Genomic DNA, 20461 nt, shown 5'->3' on the forward strand with positions numbered 1-20461 from the left:
TAAACGCTTTCGCTTCGCAGGACTGACGGCAAAGCAATTTACATTCCCCAGTAGCTCAGTCGGTAGAGCAGGTGGCTGTTAACCACCTTGTCCGTGGTTCGAGTCCGCGCTGGGGAGCCATGCGGTACGCTCAGCAAAACTTTTTGCTGAGGTTGAAATAGATGGATCTATGGGTGGCAACTCCCATAGATCCATTTTTATTTTCCCAATTATTTTTCCATCCTCATCTTTTCCTTGTTCCTCAAAATAAACGACCTTCTTAACCAACAGGTGCAGTAGGTCGTATTTCTCGACGGTTGTGAGATGGTCGTAAATCTCCTTGAAAACTTTAAAATTTTCCCTAATGATATCAGCGCTTACAATCTTGTTTTCAAGGTCGTTTGCTTCAAATTCAATTGCCTCTATCTCCGTTTTTAACTGCTTACCCTGCAACTCTAACTCGTCAAGCTCCTTCATGATAAGACCCGATCCATTTGATTTGCTTCCGGCTTCGCTCAAAATATCCAGTAGATTCCTTGATTTTTTATTGACTTGGACTTGGTTGTCCTGGAGAATTCTCTTTTTTGCTGTGAGATCCCTAACCTTTTCCCGCTGATCTTTTGTTGCGTTCTCAACGACGCCTTCAATTATCCTCGGATCTTCAGTCAGAAATTTCAGTTCGTTTACAACTAGGTCTTCCAGCTTTCTTGCGGGGACACTTCCGATTCTGCATTTATCTTTGCTTTGGTCATTGTCCACATTGCATCGGTAGTATAAATATTTATTTCCTTTTGACTTAGAAAAGCTCGGGGCCATAGCGGATCGGCATGATCCACACCTTACGAGCCCTTTCAAAAAAAAGGATCGGTCGTCTGATTGCCGATAAGCAGTCTTTGTTACATTATTTGCACGTAAAATTTCTTTGACGGAGTTGAATAATTCTTCGCTGATTATTGCTTGATGTTGGCCGTCGTATATATTCTCCTTGTGCTTTACTTTTCCGATATAAATCGGATCGCTCAATAATCGGCTGAGGCTAGTTTTCTGAAATTTTTCCCCAGCCCTTTTTTTGCCTGCTTTTGTCGTCCAAGATTTCATCCTGTAGCCCTTGTCATTTAAGGCTCTTGCCGTTTGACTAAGAGATCCAAGCTTGGAATACGTTTCGAAGACCTCTTTTGCAATCGGTATCTCATTCTCGTTCGGCACGAGACGGTTATTTTCGTAATCAATATCGTAGCCGAGGCGGGGATATCCCCCGTTAAAGAGACCCTGTTTTGCCCGGTAGGACATGACGTCAATGGTGCGTTCGGAAGTTTGTTCCCGTTCCAACTGGGCAAAGATCAGCACGATCCTGATTACGCCTCTTCCGATAGCAGTTGATGTATCGAAATTCTCTTGTAAAGATATAAAGTCAACATCGTTATCCTGGAATGTCTGGAAGACGTTTTCGAAATCAATGATCGAACGCGATAGACGGTCAACTTTCTTGACAAGAACTGTATTAATTTTGCCTCGTTTGATATCTGCCAGCATTCTCTGGAATTCAGGACGTTTTATGTCCTTACCCGAAAAGCCTTCCTCACGGTATATGGTGATTTCCTTCCAGTTTTTATAACCGCAGAAGTGCTCCAATGTACGCACTTGTTCATCAAGCGACTCTCCTTCTTCGGCCTGATTTATAGTCGAAACCCTCACGTATAATGCACATTTTCTATTTTGATCATCGATGTCGGTCATGTTCCCTCCCTTTCTAGTTGATTTTGCGAGAGTAACAGATGCCCCATTTAATGACAAGTGACATGTAATGGCATTTTGGTGAAATCGGATTGAATGGCCTTAATAGCAAAACATTCGGGTTGGTAGGCTAAGAAGTCTGGCTGATTTTCGGTCAGTGGTTCTTCTTGGTAAGGTTATGACGTTGCAGAAATGGTGATACTGAACTCGGATCCGAAGAGCTTGTGAAAGGAAATTTTTGTATGGGGACAAGATGCGTGGATATAGGTCAGGGATTTTGGAGCAGGTTAAGGGTAATAGCGTTTGGTGGCAGATTGTTTTATCTCAAATGCCGATAATAATATTCACGGTGGAGTGAGATTTTTTCGCACTTTTGGTGTCGGTTTTTGTAACTCTACGTTTATTCCGGTTTGTAAGGCAATCTTTCGTGAGCTCCAGAGAGCTGCCCGAAGTTTTACCGTCACTTTTCTCACCCTGGGCGAAGATCGCCTCTTCTGCTGCTTTAGCCTGCACGATTCGCATTACACCGAGGCTGAGAATCGAGGATATTTGGTTTAGCCGTTGTTCAGGTGTCATATGTGCTGGTAAAATCCATTAATAAAGTAATTACGAACAGTTGCGGGGCTTTAGCCCAATTTATTTCTTTACTGCTTCCACTAAAATACAAGGCCGATGACCCATCGGCCTTCACGACTACCTTCAGCATTCTGCCTATATCTAGCCCTCGGTGTGCCCGATTGGACTTTCACTGCTTTCGTCTGGCTTTGAAAGCTTTGTTTCTGCAATAGCGATACGTTCACGCAAACACCCATGCTCTTTCTGTAATTCATGCAGTTTATTAAGCCAACTTCTCGCTTCAGATTCCGCTTTTTCCTTTTCCGTCCCCAGGGTTTCGACTCTTTTCTGTAATGTATCTAGGCGCTCCGCAAAAATATTCACCTTTGCGTGTGATTTTTGGAGTTCTCGCTCCAAAGATGAATTCTTGTTCTGAATCTCGCGAATTTGCTTTGCGTCCTCATTTGCCTTCTGTTGTGCAGCCTTTAGCGCTTGCAAGGCCATGCTTCCATCCCGTATTATTTGTTCGTTTCGCGTCAACATCGACTGCCGCTCTTCCTTTAATTCGTGTAGCTGTTGTTTAAGTAAAGAATTCTGAGTAGAAATGCTGACCATTTGACTAGTCAGCTCCGATACCTGTTGATCTTTTGTCTTCAAATCTGCGGAGGCATTATCAAGTTTCGCAATATTTTCGATTAGGTCCTGCTGGGCTTCTTCCAGAAGCATTCGGATGTGTTTCGAAGACTGATCGAATTCCTCTCTTGCACCCATGAGATGTCTGCCGATTTCTTTTATGCAGGATTTCAAGAAGTCAGGGCTAAGAGCAAATCCAGCTATATTCTGTGTCGTTATTGCATCGAAAGCTTTTACGATGAGGGGGCCTATGGTGGTATTCCCACCGCCTGTAATCGTGCAGACGTTACGTGTGCTGGGTTCCTTCCCTTCAAGTAGCAGCTTTATAACTGCTGTACGCACCCTTTCTTCTGTTGCCTTTGCCTCTGCCATTTCTTCTCCTTTTCTCTAATTAAGTGTAACGTTACAGTAACAATGTTATTGTTGCCCACCGGCAATTGCTGCGCATTTATATAATCTGCTGTCTCTCTCCAGCGACTTTATGCTGGGTATCACTTCTGGCATTTTATGGTTAACCTGTTCTGCGATGTGTCTTCATTACCTGTTCTATGAGCGAGCAAGTTCTTGTTTCGTTTTCTCCTCCAAATGCTCTCTGAGCAACAAGATGAGGTGCTCATGAATACGTATCCAGGCCTTCCGGCTTTCTTTTATGCCGCTGAGCTCATTTAGAAGCTTTTGAAGCTCTATATGTTGAGTAAGGCCCTGGATCATTTTTTCTGCTCCATGCTCTTCGAGTATGGTCCTGAGTGCTTCGTAAAAGCTTGCCCATGCGTTTTTGTCGTTTATCAAAACGTATCTCCTTTTCAGATTGTTGTGATGAGATCTTATGTCTGAAACTTTAAAATAGTTTAAACTTTCATTGACTTAATCTAATCTCTTTGATCAAGATTGCACATGAAAAACAAGATTGCAAGAAAAAATTGCAATGATATCGATAGTTTAAAAAAATATAACATTTGACATGTACTTGTCCGTGCACAAGATATTACAGTTGGTGTAGCATGCTATGAGCCTAGAAGGGAGAGTGTGTTCAGCAGTTTTTTTGCAGGTAAAAAAGAGCATGCGTTCAATATGTTGTCAGAATAGGCGCCTTTTTATTGCCTGGCCGCTTATATATAAGTAAGAAACACACCGTATATTTTCTACTCTGAATGAGAGCCATTAAAAACGTCTGGGCGACAATCCGACGTTCCACACCGACCGGCACTGCAGTCACTCTTGGTAGTACTCGCGAGTTGCTCGTTGAAGATGTTATGGGAAAACTTCGATATTAATATGAAGAGATCTTGCCAGTCACAAGGTAGGTCTCTAAGGATGGTTTGATATCATGTCAGAAAGACGATGAAATCGGTGATCCGTTTCGATACTCATCGTTTCGGGAAACCTGTTGTTTTTCAAGCATAAGCTTGCCGGCATGAGCATTTTTGTGGGTGCCGTTAAAATATTTTCCAGTTGACTTGGCTGTTATATGACAAGTAATGAGACGACCGTCTCTTTCTTTAAAGCGTAGCGACGGAGAAAGAGACGGTCGCCAGACCGTCGCCCATCACATGGGCGTACAGCGCTCGTGAGAATGGAGATGTCAGAATGACAGCTTTTTCTCACGAGCGGTTCCCACCTGCTTTTCACCCCTTCTTTTGATGTAAAAAGTGTCGCCTCCGGACTCCAATAAGGAGACGGCAGTATGCCTCCCAGTTTCCGACGTTAGTCGGACCAACACCTGCGGGTGTGGAAAAAATACTGGAAACCGAAGGGCCTGTTGTCTGCGGACAATTGACGCCTCAGGGCGCAGTTACAACTGTGCGGCAAAGTCACTCAACAATTCTGACACTCATTCCAGTCAGCATCGAATAATTTCCCCAATAGGGTGGGAGATTGTTTGATGCTGATTGGTACACTACATCACGGAAGGAGAATAAGATGAGCAGCAAACTGCAACATGAAGCGAAAAAACTTGTAGGTAAAAATTATGGGAAAGCGAGCATGACAACAGAAAAGTTAGTAGGAAACATTGAAAGGATTGCAGAATTCATGGGAACACAGGGTTTACAGTCAATTCGACATATCAAAAGTAAGCATGTCGAGAGGTTCTTTTCTTCAATCAGCAAGTTATCCCCCTCGACGAGAGCAAACTATGCCACGGCAATGCGCGAAATAGCGGAAAGCATAGGTAAAAAAAACATAATGCCCCGTACAAATCTTGATATTGGTATAGATCGCGCCGACCGTTACAGCCCAAAACATGGCAACATTGAAAAAATGATGGAGATTCGTAACGTGCTCTATTCAAAAGGTGAATGGAGGGGATTAGCCTACGATCTGCAGCGAGAATTTGGACTCCGAATCAAGGAGAGCCTGCTTTCAAACAAGACTCTAGAAATTAATGGGAAAGAGTTTTTGATCGTAAAAGGTGCAAAGGGCGGGCGACCTCGGAATCTTGAAATTCAAAATCTAGAGCAGGCTGATGTTGTTAAACGTGTCCAGGAGTATATTCGTCAATCTGGAGGAAGCTCCCTGATGCCCCCAGAAAAGACTCTCGCTCAAGGTTATAAAAGTCAGGTTAATGCAATCAGTCGGGCCGGGGGTACTAAAGAGAATGCTGCAAATAGCCATTTGTGGCGGCATGAAAAAGCACGAGAAATGACTGCGAGAGGATCCAAGGATGCAGAAATTGCGCAACATTTGGGACATGGCAGGGAAGGGGTCGTCAGGCACTATAAGTGAATTGAAAGCGGGGCCGAGCAAAAAGCTCGGCCCCGGCTTAGCGAAAAAGATTACGTCGGCACTCTATCCGGCACGAGCCAGGGGGTATTATTACCCCTGGCTTTTTTTGCCGAAATCTTATGAGATTCTTTTAGGCGGTATTGGCTTGCCGAAGCAATCCAAGTCTCTCATTGTTTCAATAATATCAACGCAGCATTTCATGTCTGCAGAAATATCCTTATTCCCGGCTTTAACATTTTTGAGCTTCTTTGCATTTCGCATTAAATCTTGCACTTCGGGTTCGTAGCCGTACCCGAGTTTTAAAACTTCTTTGCCCAATGTTACCAAGGCCAGATACGATTTGACACGATCAGCAGGTCCCTCCTTTACTGCATTTTCTACGATTGTTTGTGCGCAATCCAAAATTTCTCGTAATTCCATAGTGTTGCTCCTCTCTTGCTAATTTATTTGAGCCGATGTGCTCTTTAAAGAAATAACGCAGGATGCAAGAAATTGTGTCCATTGTGTGCTGTCGCCGAGGATCCCGTTTCATTTTTTTGAAGGGAAATGTTGCCTACTTTCATATTCATATCTTGTTAACTACGTTTTATGGGAGGCATTATGGATACTTTTGAAAAGGAAAGAAAAAATGGCAATTACAAGAAAACTTTACTGAAAGATGAGAAGAAGGCGGAGCGACGTGAACTAATACAGCAGTGCGCAGAAAAGATGATGAGCAATAAAAAGCGGGAAATAAGGGAGCTGGAGTTCTATCTGGATAACAATCTTCTAGATAGAGAAGTCGAAGAATTAATGGAACTCGGCTTCTCTCGATCCGATGCATTGCGATCATCAAGCAGGAATTACATGCGAGGCACGTTTCACGAGCTTGAAGATTCCTGGTGGCTTTTGCGGTAGGTATACGAAGCGGAACGTCATTAAAACTTTAGTTTATTAGGAGTTGGGTAATTATGCCGTAATATTGGTAGTGGGGCAGTTTGAACTTTGCCCCATGCTGATTCCTGGAAAGAAGGTTTGGAAAAAGCTTGATAATTTCGTTAATGTGTATAATATATGGCTATTAATTGCTGCCGTTGTTCACGCAGGCGGGTACTTGCTCTAATAATACAAGACCATAAGTCGCCTATTCAGCGGGGCTCGGAAAGGGATAACAAAATGGCAATACTGATTGATGGAAAGTCCATCGCAGCTACAATTAGAGGCGAAATTGCTTCAGAAGTAGATCACCTGATAGCACGCGGAATTAAACCCGGCTTAGCAGTAATTCTGGTTGGAGACAACACGGCAAGCAAGGTTTACATAAAGATGAAAGAAAAGGCCTGCAAGGAAGTGGGAATTTTCTCAGATGAATACAAGCTTCCTGCCAATACAACGGAAGATGAACTGCTGACCTTGATTATAAGGCTGAATAGCGACATTCGGATACATGGCATCCTGGTGCAACTCCCTCTTCCAACTCATATCGATGAAGCGAAAATCCTGGAAGCAATTTCGCCTAGCAAGGACGTAGACGGCTTTCATCCATATAACACAGGACGCCTGGTCATGGGAAAGGCACTCTTTTATCCCTGCACGCCTTACGGAATTATGATTATGCTGAAAGAATCTGGAATAGAGATTGCCGGCAAAGAAGTGGTCGTTGTCGGTCGTTCTAATATTGTTGGTAAACCGGTTGCATTCATGTGCCTCCATGCAAATGCTACGGTAACCCTTTGCCACTCTAAAACCCGTAATCTGGCGGAAAAGGTAAAAATGGCAGACATCCTAATTGTGGCAGTTGGCCGGCCGGAAATGATTAAAGGAGCCTGGATAAAAGAAGGAGCAGTCGTAATTGATGTGGGAGTCAATCGCATCGATGACAATAAACTGGTCGGTGACGTGGAATTTGAAATTGCCTCTCAGAGAGCCTCCCATATAACTCCAGTTCCTGGCGGTGTCGGCCCCATGACGATTACCATGCTACTCTCCAATACACTACTATCCGCAAAGGTGACCGCTCAATAGTGATCCGCTTTGCCGTAAGTGACAGCTTTTAGGAGTATTTATGTAGCTGGAATTGAGTGATACGCGACCAAAGGCACTGACCGACTGATTTTTAGGGAATCAACAGGAGTAATACTGTCGAATATGAAAGGAAATATGTATGCGCAAAATTGCAGTTATCGGTGGTGATGGTACAGGACCTGAAGTTGTTCGCGAAGGGTTAAAGGTTCTAGATGCAGTAAATAAAAAATTTGGCATAAAAATGAATTATACCCATTTCGATTTCGGTGGTGAAAAATATCTTAAAACCGGTGAAGTGCTGTCGGAGACGGATATAAATGAGCTCAAGAAGTTTGATGCTATATATCTGGGAGCCATTGGTCATCCAGATGTCAAACCCGGCATTCTGGAAAAAGGGATATTGCTCAGGCTCAGGTTCGAGTTGGATCAGTATATAAACCTGCGACCTATTAAACTGTACCCAAATGTAGAAACTCCATTAAAAGATAAAAAACCGGAGGACATAGATTTTGTCGTTGTGCGGGAAAACACGGAGGGCTTATATGTTGGCGCCGGAGGTTATTTGAAGAAGGGGACTGAAGATGAAGTCGCAATCCAAACTTCTATAAACTCCCGTAAGGGTGTTGAGCGGTGTATCCGCTATGCATTTGAATATGCGCGAAAGCGAAACAAGAAAAGAACCATTACATTATGCGGAAAGACGAACGTGCTAACATTTGCGTTTGACCTCTGGGAGCGGGTGTTTCATGAAGTGGGTGAAAAGGATTACCCAGATATCAAGCGTGAATACGCACACGTCGATGCCACTAACGTGTTGATGGTCGAGAATCCTGAGTGGTTTGACGTCATTGTTACTGACAATATGTTCGGCGATATCATAACTGATCTGGGGGCGATGGTTCAAGGGGGTATGGGCGTCGCTGCCGGTGGCAATATAAACCCATACGGAGTCTCAATGTTTGAACCTATTGGTGGCAGTGCTCCTAAGCATACGGGTAAAAATGTGATTAATCCTATAGCGGCAATTGGTGCGGCCATGATGATGCTGGAAACTTTTGGGGAGTTAAAAGCTGCCGAGGTAGTTGAAGCTGCTATTGTCGAAACCATGCAGCAGATGAAAAGCATGGCAGCTGGCAAAATGGGTTATACAACTACTGAGATAGGCGATATGGTTGCAAAAGCAGTGAGCTAATTGAAAGCCGAGTAACTTCGGGCTTAACGAACTCAGGAATGAAAGACAATATATGGAAAGTAGTCGAGATTCCAGTCATCCCGACTGGAATCTCACAGGGGCTTATGGTCTGTAGGTTACCATGTAGACCATTTTTTTTAAGGAGGCATTGCGCTCTGACTTGTTTTCGGCCCCAGTCTCCTTTTTGTCACGAGATCGGCTGTTCGCAATTCAGTGACACGCAGGCAAATCTGTTTTCCGGGTGATAGCCATGAGGTTTGTGTGGGGCCGTGAGTCTTACCTCAGACCTCAGTTGCGACGAGTGGTAACAGCTGGTTGTTGACAATACATCAATCATGTCAGAAATGCGTGACCTCCTTCTTCGGCAACGTCAAGTCAACCTGGTCAGGGACGACAGCTACCGCCGCAAAGAAAAGTTCCTTATGACTACGTATCGACAGTCTATGCGGTAACCTGAAAGATGAAATGATTATTTAGTTTATGCTGGCACATCTTTGTGTCTTCACCTTCTCAGCAGTTATGCTCTAACGGCTTTTCCTCAATTAAGGCATTTTTATAATGCTTCCTCCGTAAGGCTTGATTTATAGCCATATATATCATAGTTAAAAAATGTTTAAAATAAGCACATCCACCCTTATGTGGTATTGATAAACATAGTAAAAACATATACTTAGAAATAAGTAGCCATATATTATAAATAAATGTTGACAAGCGAGCAAAGAGTCGTATTATGGAAACATGCACAGTGTGGATAGGTCAGCATTTAGATGGCAATAATTGATAGGCTTGGCTGTAAGAAATCAGTTTGTGTACTCTGATTTGGCGGGAAGTGAACTCAATCTTGCGAGTAGATTGTTCTGGAGATCATTGAATTGCCTGAAATTTAGTATTTATTCTGTTCTTGGATTTATTGTCGAGTACAAAGCGGAGTTAGGTTATGAGAAATCTCTTTGTGGATCGGATTAAAAATACTTTTAATTTTGTAGATCATAAAAACAAGGAAATGGTGACCGGTTCAGAAGAGGTCTTGGGACGCATTTATGTCTCCCTTCAAGCACATCTTGAGGGAGTGAATCCGTACCCTATTGAAACAATAATAAATTCAATAGTAAGCGAGATTGAAAACTTGCAGTATTTTAAGACACTAAGTGAGTAGTGGGCAAAGATTGGTTCTCTTGGTAATGTAAAAGTCATTGTTTAATAGTGCCTTTGCTAGTTTCTAGTGACCGATGTGTTGATATAATATAATTAAATAACCAAATATTATATTAATTAGTGGTGAAGCTGATGTTGCAGCTAGAGATTGAAATGGATACTAATAGGTGATTTATGTTCCTCGCAACTTCAAACAATAAATTGACTTCTCAAATAGTTACTCAGGTACGTCATGCTATCCTGAGCGGCAAACTGCTGCCCGGTCAGAGACTTCCTGCAGAGAAAGATCTGCTTCTACAGTTCGGGGTAAGCAAGCATACTTTGCGAGAAGCATTACGGGCACTAGAGTCCATGGGTTTTATTGAGATTCGTCAAGGGGCAGGTGGCGGGCCAGTTGTCAATGAAATCGACATGAAAAACACTCGGGACATGATCGCTAGTTTTTTATTCTTCAAAAAAGTTTCTGTCCGGGACCTCTGTGATGTACGGAAGATTTTCGAGCCGTATATTGCAAAGTTAGCCGTCGAGCGATTCAATTCTAACGATATTGAGATGATGAAATCTTTGCACGATATCTATAAAAAAAATCTGATTCGGAAAAAGCCTGGCATCAAAGAAGAGGTTGCCTTCCATACAAAACTCGCTAATGCAAGCGGTAACCCAGTGATTGTCCTAATCCTCGACTTTGTGAACAGTTTGCTGACCGACATCAAGGGGCACCTCAAGCCGGGGCCGAATTTTTCAGAAAAAGTGGTGACAGCTCATCAAGCAATTTTGGATGCTATCATGTCTCGCGATGGACAGGCTGCTGCGGAATGTATGTACAGACATGCTTGCGAAGTTGAAGAGGATTTGATGGAGCTGCTAGCTCATAAATCTCCTGATAGTTAGTGCAGACAATAAATACCATTCTAAGAAGGAGGCAGAAAGTCATGAACAGTCGGCCATTTCGAGTTCCATCTACAATTCATTTCGGTATCAATGCCGTCAATGAGGCCGGTACTGAGGCGAGATATCTCGGCGCACAAAAAGCTCTTCTGATAACCGACAAGGTTTTGGCATCTACCGGGACCATAGACCCTGTTATTAATTCTCTCAAGGAGGCTGGGATCCACACCGTGATTTATGATGGGGTCAATTCGGAGCCGACGACTATCCATGTTCAGGAAGGATTAGACCTTTTCCTGAAGAGTAATTGTGACATCCTGGTAGCCTGCGGCGGCGGTAGCCCTGTTGATGTAGCGAAAGCTGTAAGGATATTGGTGACCAATAAAGGCGAGGTAGAGGACTATATGGGATTCAATAAAATTAAAAATCCCGGCGTCCCGCTTATCGCGATACCCACAACAGCTGGGACCGGCAGTGAAGCCACTATGGTTACCATTATTACTGAGACCTCCCGAGACGTTAAAATGCTTATTGGAAGTCCTTTTCTCTTACCCACGGTTGCGCTGGTTGACCCTATGCTTACTTTGAAAATGCCTCGTGGTTTGACAGCAGCAACCGGACTTGACGCCTTAACTCATGCAATAGAGGCGTATGTGTCGGTAAAGGCCCAACCAATGACAGACATTATAGCAATCTCAGCAATAAGAAGAATTAGCAAATTTCTGCCCCAAGCTTGGGCTAATCCAGAGAATCTGACTGCAAGATCGGAAACCATGCTGGGTGCTCTTCAGGCGGGAATTGCCTTTTCTAATTCTTCCGTGGGCCTTGTGCATGGTATGTCGCGGCCCATTGGTGCCAATTTTCATGTCCCTCATGGAGTGTCCAACGCTGCTCTTCTTGGTGTTGTCATGGAATTTTCACTTTTGGGTGCACCTGATCGTTACGCTGATGTTGCTGAAGCACTAGGTATCAACCTGAAAGGTCTGACTCAAATGGAGGCAGCACAGGCAGGTTCTGAAACTGTTACGAAAATGATTCAAATGCTTGAAATTCCATCTTTGTCTCAGTTGGGCATAAGTCGTGAAAAACTTGATAGTGTTGTTTCCAAGATGGCAGATGATGCTATTGAAAGTGGTAGCCCTGCAAATAATCCACGTAAAGCTACGAAAGAAGAAATAGTCAAACTTTATTACTCCGCATTATGAATCTTTGTTTGAAAAGAAAATCTGCGGAAATAAAAAAACAGAAAGGAAATTTTATGGAGACACTAGCAAAGAAGCCAAAAGTCAATCAACTAAAGGAAGTCAAGCAGCTGAGGTTTTGTATCAACAATGAATGGCGCGTATCGAAAAGTGAGAAATACATGCCCATTTATAACCCGAGCAAGGGAGAGATTATTGCGGAGACTCCCTGCTGTACGGTGGATGAGGTGAATGAGGCGGTTGCCGCCGCGAAAGCTGCTTTTCCCGACTGGGCCGCGAAGCCAGTTTCCGTTCGAACCCAGGTCCTGTTCAGATTCAAGGCGCTTGTTGAGCAACATCTTGATGAACTTTCAGAATTAATGGCAACGGAAATGGGCAAGTGCCTGAGTGAAGCAAGAGGGGATGTCCTCAAAGCAGTTGAGGGCACTGAGATCGCCTGTGCTGCTCCTGCACTAATGATGGGCGATGCTCTCATGCAAGTATCCAAGGGGCATGACACCGTAATGTATAGGGAACCCCTCGGTGTGTTTGCCGGAATTGCACCGTACAATTTCCCGGCAATGATTCCTTTTGGGTGGATGATCCCCCTTTGTATTGCGACAGGAAACACAATGGTGTTGAAGGCGGCAAGTCTTGTGCCTCAAACAGCCATGAGACTTCTCGAAATACTTATAGAAGCGGGATTGCCAAAAGGTGTGGTCAATCTTGTTACTTGCAGCCGTAAGGAAGCAGAAATAGTTCTCAAACATCCAGATGTCAGAGGGATATCTTATGTTGGCTCGACCAGTGTGGGGCTACATATATATTCAACTGCCGCAGCAAGTGGCAAGAGAGTGCAGGCACTCACAGAGGCGAAAAATCATGCCCTAGTACTGAGGGATGCTCCGCTTGAAAGGACCGCCCGAGGGATCATCAACTCCTCATTCGGATGTGCTGGTCAGCGATGCATGGCACTTCCGGTCATCGTCGTAGAAGATGCTGTCGCTGATGAACTCATATCCTACCTGGTAGAGTTTGCTAAGGAACTGGTGGTGGGCCCTGCATATGAGGCGGAATCTCAACTTGGTCCCCTTGTTTCGGAGGGTCAAAAGAAATTTGTAATCGACTGTATTAATAAAGGTGTTGAAGAGGGTGCCAAGCTCGTCTTGGACGGTAGAGATATCGTTGTTGAGGGATACGAGGGAGGTTATTTTGTAGGACCCACTATTTTTGACCATGTGATGCCTGGCATGTCTTCAGGCGATAACGAGATATTTGGACCGGTAATCAGTATTAAGCGTGTAAATAATTTTGAAGAAGGAATGGAACTAATGAACGCGAACGAGTTCGCAAATGGTTCAGCCATCTATACAAATAACGGTTATTACGCGCGAGAGTTTGTCCGGAGAACCGACGGCGGGATGGTCGGTGTGAACGTTGGTATCCCCGTTCCGATTGGATACTTCCCGTTCTCGGGACATAAGCAATCTTTCTTTGGCGATCTTCACTGCCTTGGGAAAGATGGAGTTGCGTTCTTTACAGAAGCAAAATGTGTGACATCTAGATGGTTCGGTGAAGAAGATCTAAAGGCAACAAAGATCAGCACTTGGGAAGGTACGTTGACTAAAGAGTAATTAGCAGCAAGCTTTTGAGCCTCTTTCAAGAGGAAGGGCAGATCCTGTCGCTGAGATTTTAAAGCACTTGGATATTAATATTATCTGTCCAATCTGCAACCAGAAAAAGGAGGGTTCTATGAATGGCCGAGACAGTCCGTGAGTGGGGAAAATAAGCGTTCGGATTAGAATTTTAAATATGTTTCGTGCCGAAAACTAACTAAGGAGGCAATACAATGGGCGTTTGGGATATTGGGAAGGATTTCTTGTGTCCGGCGGTTAATTATATTGGAACAGGGACAGTCAAAGTAACAGGCGAAAGAGTCAAAATCCTTGGTGGGACCAAGGCTCTCATAGTATGTGACCCATTTCTTGCAAAGTTGGCAGGTGGCCCGGTTGAAAAGGTTGTTGCTTCTCTAAAAGAGTCTGGAATCGACTATGCAATCTTCGCTGATGTTCATCCCAATCCGAGAGATACGGATGTCGCAGCTGGTTTTGATGCCTATAAGAAAGCAAATGCTGATATTCTCGTCTCCGTAGGTGGTGGAAGTGCCCACGACTGCGCGAAGGGAATAGGGATTGCCGCTACTCATCCTGGCAAGCTTATTGATTATGCCGGTATCGAGGAGTTGACAAATGCTACTATTCCTTTGGTAGCTGTTAACACCACCGCTGGGACAGGCAGCGAGGTTACTCGCCATTGCGTTATTACCGATACATCAACCAAGATCAAGTTTGTTATCGTGAGTTGGAGGAATCTGCCGCTTGTTTCCATCAACGATCCTGAACTACATCTTATGAAGCCTCCCGGACTGACTGCGGCAACTGGAATGGATGCTTTAACACATGCCGTCGAATGTTATGTCACCCTGGCTGCAAATCCCACAACCGATGCTGTTGCAGCTGGGGCCATAAAGCTTATTTCCAATAATCTGCGCAGGGCAGTGTCCTACGGACAAGATATCGAAGCAAGGACAAATATGGCCCATGCGTCAGTTCTTGCAGGAATGGCATTCAACAATGCTGGTCTTGGCTATGTACACGCCATGGCACACCAACTCGGCGGCCTACTTGATATGGCTCACGGTGTTGCCAATGCCATATTGTTGCCCCATGTGGAGCGCTGGAACCTTCCTTGCAATCTCAAAAAGTTTGGTGAAATAGCCGAAATGATGGGAGAGAACATCCAGGGTCTGTCTCCTTCTGCTGCTGCTAACAAGGCGATAGATGCAATTGTACAGCTTTCTGAGGATGTGGGTATTCCTTCCGGCCTGAGACAGCTTGGCGTTAAGGACGAAGACCTGGCTCCGATGGCAAAACAGGCCATGCTGGACGGAAATGCTGGGTGCAATCCGAGGGTCGGCACGGAAAAAGATCTGTTGCAAATTTTCCAGGCAGCTATGTAACTGTCCAGCTGTTAATGACAAGAGGGTATCCGGTTTGGGCCGGGTACCCTTGAGTTAACAGGGGCAACACAAATGATGTCTCAAAAAATTTTTGTGAAGAACTTATAAATTTGACGCAGTAGAGTCTATGGGGTGACACATGAACAGTGAGGGGAAGGGAAAGGTTCTGAGGATTTTTCTCAATGAGAATACACGTCATGGAAATACTCTCCTATATGAGGCAATTGTGAAAAGTGCCTTTGACAATGGGTTGGCTGGCTCCATGGTTTTCAGGGGTGTAGAAGGGTTCGGTTTCTGTTGTCCTTCATGTAGAACTAGAAGCGAGGGCATGACCATTTCTTCATGTCAGCCCATGGTAATCGAGTTCATTGATACCGAAGCAAAATTGAATGAGCTGATTCCTGTTTTGAAAGGAATGATGAAAACCGGGGCCATCATAATGCAGGATGCGGATATTATATTGAACAGTTTCGAGTAACGAATAAGATTTTATCCGCAGAAGCATACTTTGATTAGTTCAGATTCTAGGAGGTTGGCATGGAACCATGGAGCCTTAACACACTATTACTTCTTTTTGGGTGCGGAATATTTGGAGCATGTCTGGGCGCATTGTGGTCATTTATCCTATGTGGGTTTCTTACTCTCGCTGGATGTCTTATCATCGCAGCTGGAGGTTCGGACTTTATGCTCTTGCAGGTAGGTTTGGGTCCGATTTGGGGTCCACATGTAGGTGGTTTTGCATCTGGTGTAATTGCAGCAACTTATGCCGCTGGTGTGAAAAAAAATCACCCTACAGGACATGCCAAGGACATTCTTTCACCGCTAGTAGATACTTCTTGGGATGTCCTGGTAGTTGGTGGGGTTTTCGCTTTGGTTGGTCATGCGTTGGCGCAATATCTCCCCAAAATACCAATAATCAACCAGTTTGATGCACTAGCACTTTCAATATTTATAAATTTTGTTATTGCAAGATTGCTCTTTTTGAAGGAAATGCCCTGGGGAAATATGGATTCAATACGCAAGTTCGGATATCTTGGGACCGATAACTACACAATTTCTTGGGTTGGTTGGCAGTCTCCGCCTTCGAGGTTATTTGTTGTTGGACTTAGCATGGGTCTTATGTCTGGTGGACTTGCTATGGGTTTTCAGAATCTTTTGACTCCTCTGGTGGAAAAAGGCACAGTATCGGCGACTGCTGCGTTTGTGGCGCCGCTTATTATGGGATGGGCCTTCGCGGCTATCACCTTAATGATCCTTAACTTTGCGACTGGATCGATTCAGAAAGCTCCTGTTACCCATGCCATAGCTTATTGCGCTGCATTGGCTTTCTTGTTCACAGGTTCACTGGTCGTTGCAGGGATTGCTGGAATACTTTCGGCTTTCCTTCAAGAGCTGAGTGCTCGAATGTTTTATAATCATGGTAACAACCATTTCGATCCGCCGGCCGTTACAGTTATGTTTGGCAGTTTCATTTTAGCTATCATGTTTAAGCCAGAATTTATGAACTTGGGAGCATTTTTTAAGTAGTAATATTGTCTGCCTCGACATCTTAGTGTTGCAATATTTGAGCTGAACTAGAGAATGTTGAATTTGAAATAATTTCAAAACCCTCATGATATTTGTCAGTGAGGGTTTTGACGTGGAAACTTCACCTGGGGAAAGTAGCGATGGGTCTGTAACAAGTCTTGAGTAGTAAATGCTGGTAAATAGTCTTCTTGACAGAAGATAATAAAAACCGCCTTTTGATACAATCTTCAATAGACTCTGCCTGGGAATAAGGTGTTTTGGATCAGGTTCTTTTTTAGGATATGCAAATAATCAACAGTAATGTCTTTCCGGGTTCGGTAAAAACAATGGGCAGGGGTAGTCGCACGAGTACTTCTCTGATTTAACTTCAGGTAAAGTTAAATCTGTGCCTCGACCAACTGAGACTCAGAATAGCCAGGAGAAAGTTTTAGTAAATTGAAACAGAAGAAAGTAGTCGAGAAATATAACAAATATTTTAAGGTGACGAATATAACTATATAGTAATTGTATATATAAATATGTTGGTCGGTAAATAATCTGATATTCTCGTCAGCAATTATTGCACAGATTTAAACTTTGGTTTTATTGGTGTTGGCCTTGAACCGACGAAAATATGTGTTCTTGCGAACAGCAGAGCGAAGTGCTTAGGCCGCGCATCTATCCCGGAGAATCTTGACGTTGGAATCATCGTCAAGATTTCAGGTTATTTGGAGTTCATACCAACCAGTCTTTCCGCTTTGCAGCCTTACTGCGGATTATGCGATCTAAAGGTGATTCTGAAAGAGGCGCCAACAGCGTTCTCTACCTCAATTTCTCCTTGCAATTGCTTAACCAGTAGAGTCACTAGCTGTAATCCGAGGCTTTCGGTATTCCTGAAATCAAGGCCAGGTGGTATGCCAACCCCAGTATCCGAGACTGTCAAAATTAGCCGGCCGTTTTCTTCGGAGCAGCAGCGGACTGCAATTTCACCATGCCGTCCATCGGGAAAGGCGTGTTTTAATGAGTTTGAAAATAGCTCATTGACGATAAGTCCGCAGGGAATCGCTTCAACAATACCGACAGTAACCTTGTCAGACTCAACGATATAGGAAATCCGCTCAAAAGTCGTGACGTAGGATCTGAACAGATACCCTGTCAGATTTTCCAGATAGTCATCCAAATCAACATGGACAAAATCATGTGATTGAGTAAGCTTTTCATGGATGAGGCCCATTGACCAGATCCTGTCTTGGCTCTTCTGGAAAAACTTCCGAATCTGTTCATTTTTAATAAAATCCGACTGGAGGCCGAGCAGGTCGGAGATGACCTGCAGGTTGTTTCTCACCCGATGGTGGACCTCTTGCAGAAGAAGATTCTTTTCCCTAAGTGATGCTTGAAGCTGCTGCTCAGCTTTTATTCGCGCGCTAGTATCTTGGGCAAAGAAGACTTGAAATTCCTGCCCTGCATGTTTCAGGTAATTGATTGTAATTTCAACAGGATATTCCGTCCCGTCTTTGTGGCGGTAAGTTGAGACTAATTGGTTGAAATAGTCTTTGAGCCCTCTTTCGTTTAGTTCTTGATAGGCCTTGGGGGTGAAAATGGAATCAAAGTCTGTGATGCTCATGGTGTAGAGTTCATCTGGTGAATAACCGAGCATAGCGGCGCCACACTCATTGACATACTTGATCTGCCTGTCAGCTCCGACATGAAAAATACCGATGGCAACCTTATCGATACAATACTGATTCAGATACAAGGAATCAACTGCCAATACACGTTTGTCGTTAGAACTCCTGCTTTGATCGCTCTTTCTTGCCAAATTAACAGTACGATGGTCTGTCAAGCGTTCGTGCTGTTGAAGTTGCTCCCGCAGTTCTGCGTTGAATTGCCTCAGGCGTTTGCTCAATCCAAGGTGATGGATCATTTTCCCCAAACGGCTCAAAAATGTCATAATTCCTTCTAGCTGGAACGCAAAGGTCATTGGCATGCATGGAAGTTGTTGCTTTTCGTTATTGATTTCAAGCCAATTGAGAATAGGGACCACTGATTGGCAAATATAAGCAAATAAAAGGGAACTATCCCCCCGCAAAGCGGGGGGATAGTTCTAAACATTTACTGTAAAGTTACCAGTAAGATCATTTTGTTGGTTAAGCTTACAGGTCTGTGTAGTTGTTTTCCTGCCTTAAATCTACTGGTAGTCGCCAGTCGACTTGTGATCCAGAAAAACACCTATATCATGGTCGGCATATGAAAATCCGTACCTGAACGGATACCTGTTGGCCACCGTGTCGTGATGGTCTTTAGCTTCGTATAAAAGTTGATTCCCTCCGTACCATGCATATGCACATCGCCGAACAAGGATCGCTTCCAACCACCGAAGCTATGGTAAGCCATAGGGACTGGGATCGGAACATTTACTCCAACCATGCCCGCTTGAACTTGGGAGCTAAAAGCTCGTGCGGTATCTCCGTCCCTCGTAAAAATGGAAGCTCCGTTTCCATACTCATGATCATTAATCATTTTGAGTGCTGTTTTAAAATCTGGAACACGGACTACGGCGAGCACCGGTCCGAAAATCTCTTCTTTGTAAATCCGCATCTCGGTGGTTACGTTGTCAAAAAGGCACCCCGCGAGATAACTCCCATGTTCTGCTCCTTTGAAATTCGGAGCCCTGCCGTCTACAACGAGCGTTGCACCTTCCGCAACGCCAAGATTTACATAGTTTTTTACTTTTTCTCGATGTTCGATGCTGATTAGTGGGCCCATTTCCACTTTAGGATCGGTGGAAGGGCCAACCCTTAGTTCGCGGACAATGGGTGCAAGCCGTTCTACCAGTGCAACAGCAGTATTTTCCCCAACTGGAACAGCTACGGAAATTGCCATACAACGTTCTCCCGCAGCACCATAAGCTGCCCCGATGAGGGCATTTACAGCCTGATCGAGGTCAGCATCAGGCATGATAACCATGTGGTTTTTTGCTCCTCCTAGGGCTTGCGCACGTTTGCCATTTGCCGTAGCGGTTTTGTAAATATACTCCGCGACCGGAGTGGAGCCGACAAAACTGACTGCGGCAATTTCGGGATGAGTGAGCAATGTGTTGACGGCATCCTTGTCGCCATTTACAACGTTGAACACGCCATCAGGTAGCCCGGCATCTTTCATCAACTCGGCAAGGCGGAGTGCGGTGGAAGGCACCTTTTCTGAGGGCTTCAGAACAAATGTGTTGCCGCAGATGATTGATAGCGGAAACATCCACATTGGAACCATTGCCGGAAAATTAAAGGGGGTGATGCCTGCACATACGCCAAGAGGTTGGCGGATGGAGTGGCTATCAACATTAGTGCCGACATTTTCAGAAAAATGACCCTTTAAAAGATGGGGAGCTCCACAGGCAAATTCTGCCACCTCCATTCCTCGAATTACATCGCCTCTAGCATCGTCAAGGACCTTGCCATGTTCAACTGAAATCAATTGGGCCAATTCGTCCAGGTTTTTATTCAGCAAGTCAATGAATCGGAACAGTATACGTGCCCTGCGCAGTGGTGGGGTGTCTCTCCAGGCAGGGAAAGCCTTGGCTGCCGCAGAAATGGCTAGAGCCGTCTCATCCGGGGTGGCAAGGGGTACTTTAGCGATAATATCTCCCGTCGCAGGATTAATTACTTCCCTAAACCTTCCACTGTTTCCTTTGACGCATTGACCATTGATAAAATGATGCAAAATTTTCGTCATGTTTTTTCTCCTTTATTATTCTAGTTCTGTTTTTGAAACCTCACTTGGTTAGCGAACTGTTTGTGCGGGGGTAGTTGCCGATGGAGTTGATTAAAAAAGTGGCGCTACAAAAGACATTTTCAAGATAAAACAATCACGGGACCATTGTCAATAAATATTATA

18 protein-coding genes and 1 tRNA gene are annotated in these 20461 nt (G+C 44.3%); 13 read left to right on the plus strand and 6 right to left on the minus strand.

Translation table 11 applies throughout. The features are described 5' to 3' along the window. Nucleotides 1-44: 44 nt before the first annotated feature. Together NC238_10300 and NC238_10305 are read left to right on the plus strand one after the other, a co-directional pair. Nucleotides 45-120 (plus strand) — tRNA-Asn (locus NC238_10300). A gap of 990 nt (nt 121-1110) precedes the next feature. After that, nucleotides 1111-1359, plus strand: coding sequence for a hypothetical protein (locus tag NC238_10305; protein ID MCM1566320.1), 249 nt, complete (start codon nt 1111-1113; stop codon nt 1357-1359). Nucleotides 1360-2037: 678 nt separating this feature from the next. Here NC238_10305 and NC238_10310 read toward each other — a convergent pair. The 3 genes from NC238_10310 to NC238_10320 form a co-directional block, all read right to left on the minus strand. Next, entirely contained in the window at nt 2038-2289 is a 252-nt protein-coding gene (locus NC238_10310) for a hypothetical protein (protein ID MCM1566321.1), read from the minus strand. A gap of 141 nt (nt 2290-2430) precedes the next feature. Beyond that, complete coding sequence (locus NC238_10315; GenBank protein ID MCM1566322.1) at nt 2431-3273, minus strand: DNA-binding protein; 843 nt, start codon at nt 3271-3273, stop codon at nt 2431-2433. Between the two features lie 174 nt (nt 3274-3447). Beyond that, complete coding sequence (locus NC238_10320; protein ID MCM1566323.1) at nt 3448-3690, minus strand: hypothetical protein; 243 nt, start codon at nt 3688-3690, stop codon at nt 3448-3450. A gap of 1131 nt (nt 3691-4821) precedes the next feature. On the opposite strand from NC238_10320, the gene NC238_10325 reads away from it, so the two are divergent. Continuing rightward, entirely contained in the window at nt 4822-5625 is an 804-nt protein-coding gene (locus tag NC238_10325) for an integrase domain-containing protein (GenBank protein MCM1566324.1), read from the plus strand. A 117-nt stretch (nt 5626-5742) separates the two neighbouring features. Here the strand turns inward: NC238_10325 and NC238_10330 are convergent, their stop codons facing one another. Continuing rightward, nucleotides 5743-6045 (minus strand): hypothetical protein, encoded by a 303-nt coding sequence (locus NC238_10330; protein MCM1566325.1) that lies wholly within the window; start codon nt 6043-6045, stop codon nt 5743-5745. A 180-nt stretch (nt 6046-6225) separates the two neighbouring features. Between NC238_10330 and NC238_10335 the strand changes: the two genes are divergently transcribed. From NC238_10335 to NC238_10380, 10 genes are all read left to right on the plus strand, one after another. After that, nucleotides 6226-6522 (plus strand): hypothetical protein, encoded by a 297-nt coding sequence (locus NC238_10335; protein ID MCM1566326.1) that lies wholly within the window; start codon nt 6226-6228, stop codon nt 6520-6522. Between the two features lie 258 nt (nt 6523-6780). Continuing rightward, nucleotides 6781-7629, plus strand: a complete 849-nt coding sequence (gene folD, locus NC238_10340) for a bifunctional methylenetetrahydrofolate dehydrogenase/methenyltetrahydrofolate cyclohydrolase FolD (GenBank protein ID MCM1566327.1) — start codon at nt 6781-6783, stop codon at nt 7627-7629. A gap of 139 nt (nt 7630-7768) precedes the next feature. Then, nucleotides 7769-8821: a 3-isopropylmalate dehydrogenase gene (locus tag NC238_10345; protein MCM1566328.1), complete on the plus strand. Its 1053-nt coding sequence runs from the start codon at nt 7769-7771 to the stop codon at nt 8819-8821. Between the two features lie 937 nt (nt 8822-9758). Then, a complete protein-coding gene (locus NC238_10350) occupies nt 9759-9977 on the plus strand; it encodes a hypothetical protein (GenBank protein ID MCM1566329.1) in 219 nt (72 codons plus the stop codon). Between the two features lie 173 nt (nt 9978-10150). Next, nucleotides 10151-10867: a FadR family transcriptional regulator gene (locus NC238_10355; GenBank protein MCM1566330.1), complete on the plus strand. Its 717-nt coding sequence runs from the start codon at nt 10151-10153 to the stop codon at nt 10865-10867. Nucleotides 10868-10908: 41 nt separating this feature from the next. After that, entirely contained in the window at nt 10909-12069 is a 1161-nt protein-coding gene (locus tag NC238_10360) for an iron-containing alcohol dehydrogenase (GenBank protein ID MCM1566331.1), read from the plus strand. 53 nt (nt 12070-12122) lie between these two features. Beyond that, nucleotides 12123-13679: a CoA-acylating methylmalonate-semialdehyde dehydrogenase gene (locus tag NC238_10365; GenBank protein ID MCM1566332.1), complete on the plus strand. Its 1557-nt coding sequence runs from the start codon at nt 12123-12125 to the stop codon at nt 13677-13679. Between the two features lie 215 nt (nt 13680-13894). Then, on the plus strand, nt 13895-15064 hold the full coding sequence (locus tag NC238_10370) for an iron-containing alcohol dehydrogenase (protein ID MCM1566333.1): 1170 nt from the start codon (nt 13895-13897) through the stop codon (nt 15062-15064). A gap of 139 nt (nt 15065-15203) precedes the next feature. Continuing rightward, nucleotides 15204-15542, plus strand: coding sequence for a DUF190 domain-containing protein (locus NC238_10375; GenBank protein MCM1566334.1), 339 nt, complete (start codon nt 15204-15206; stop codon nt 15540-15542). 59 nt (nt 15543-15601) lie between these two features. Further along, nucleotides 15602-16591 carry a hypothetical protein gene (locus tag NC238_10380; protein ID MCM1566335.1) on the plus strand — a complete coding sequence of 330 codons (990 nt, stop codon included), beginning with the start codon at nt 15602-15604 and terminating at the stop codon, nt 16589-16591. 745 nt (nt 16592-17336) lie between these two features. Here the strand turns inward: NC238_10380 and NC238_10385 are convergent. After that, nucleotides 17337-18521 carry a PAS domain S-box protein gene (locus NC238_10385; GenBank protein ID MCM1566336.1) on the minus strand — a complete coding sequence of 395 codons (1185 nt, stop codon included), beginning with the start codon at nt 18519-18521 and terminating at the stop codon, nt 17337-17339. A gap of 278 nt (nt 18522-18799) precedes the next feature. Then, entirely contained in the window at nt 18800-20299 is a 1500-nt protein-coding gene (locus tag NC238_10390) for a CoA-acylating methylmalonate-semialdehyde dehydrogenase (protein MCM1566337.1), read from the minus strand. Nucleotides 20300-20461: the final 162 nt, after the last annotated feature.

The organism is Dehalobacter sp., assembly GCA_023667845.1.
Classification (GTDB): domain Bacteria; phylum Bacillota; class Desulfitobacteriia; order Desulfitobacteriales; family Syntrophobotulaceae; genus Dehalobacter.

Bases quoted from the DNA above. Each gene is read 5' to 3' on its own strand.
- NC238_10310 (MCM1566321.1), bottom strand. From the start codon at position 2,289: ATGACACCTGAACAACGGCTAAACCAAATATCCTCGATTCTCAGCCTC.
- NC238_10315 (MCM1566322.1), bottom strand. From the start codon at position 3,273: ATGGCAGAGGCAAAGGCAACAGAAGAAAGGGTGCGTACAGCAGTTATA.
- NC238_10325 (MCM1566324.1), top strand. From the start codon at position 4,822: ATGAGCAGCAAACTGCAACATGAAGCGAAAAAACTTGTAGGTAAAAAT.
- NC238_10330 (MCM1566325.1), bottom strand. From the start codon at position 6,045: ATGGAATTACGAGAAATTTTGGATTGCGCACAAACAATCGTAGAAAAT.
- NC238_10335 (MCM1566326.1), top strand. From the start codon at position 6,226: ATGGATACTTTTGAAAAGGAAAGAAAAAATGGCAATTACAAGAAAACT.
- folD (MCM1566327.1), top strand. From the start codon at position 6,781: ATGGCAATACTGATTGATGGAAAGTCCATCGCAGCTACAATTAGAGGC.
- NC238_10345 (MCM1566328.1), top strand. From the start codon at position 7,769: ATGCGCAAAATTGCAGTTATCGGTGGTGATGGTACAGGACCTGAAGTT.
- NC238_10350 (MCM1566329.1), top strand. From the start codon at position 9,759: ATGAGAAATCTCTTTGTGGATCGGATTAAAAATACTTTTAATTTTGTA.
- NC238_10355 (MCM1566330.1), top strand. From the start codon at position 10,151: ATGTTCCTCGCAACTTCAAACAATAAATTGACTTCTCAAATAGTTACT.
- NC238_10360 (MCM1566331.1), top strand. From the start codon at position 10,909: ATGAACAGTCGGCCATTTCGAGTTCCATCTACAATTCATTTCGGTATC.
- NC238_10365 (MCM1566332.1), top strand. From the start codon at position 12,123: ATGGAGACACTAGCAAAGAAGCCAAAAGTCAATCAACTAAAGGAAGTC.
- NC238_10370 (MCM1566333.1), top strand. From the start codon at position 13,895: ATGGGCGTTTGGGATATTGGGAAGGATTTCTTGTGTCCGGCGGTTAAT.
- NC238_10375 (MCM1566334.1), top strand. From the start codon at position 15,204: ATGAACAGTGAGGGGAAGGGAAAGGTTCTGAGGATTTTTCTCAATGAG.
- NC238_10380 (MCM1566335.1), top strand. From the start codon at position 15,602: ATGGAACCATGGAGCCTTAACACACTATTACTTCTTTTTGGGTGCGGA.
- NC238_10385 (MCM1566336.1), bottom strand. From the start codon at position 18,521: ATGACATTTTTGAGCCGTTTGGGGAAAATGATCCATCACCTTGGATTG.
- NC238_10390 (MCM1566337.1), bottom strand. From the start codon at position 20,299: ATGACGAAAATTTTGCATCATTTTATCAATGGTCAATGCGTCAAAGGA.